1 pseudogene is annotated in these 273 nt (G+C 35.9%); it reads right to left on the bottom strand.

The features are described from left to right. Positions 1-273 (bottom strand): annotated as a pseudogene (locus AC2FA3_RS15180) (heme ABC transporter ATP-binding protein); the annotation flags it as partial.

Raw genomic sequence — 273 nt, forward strand, 5'->3', positions numbered from 1 at the left:
TTCCTAGGATTTTACCTGCACGAATAGAGAAGGAAAGATCTTTAACTGCTAAATTACCACGACTTTCTTTAACTTGAAGATTTTCAACTTTAAGAATTTTCTTGCCAAGCTTTTCTGCTTTTTTAGTCAATTTCATTTCTACAGAGTGACCAACCATTAACTCTGCCATTTGTTGGTCGCTAATCTTCTTAACTGAATAAGTTCCAACGTCTTGCCCTGCTCGAATGATAGTTACTTGATCAGCAACCTGTTTGATTTCCTCTAGTTTATGAG

The organism is Janibacter sp. CoH_79_TC_3 (assembly GCF_058197955.1).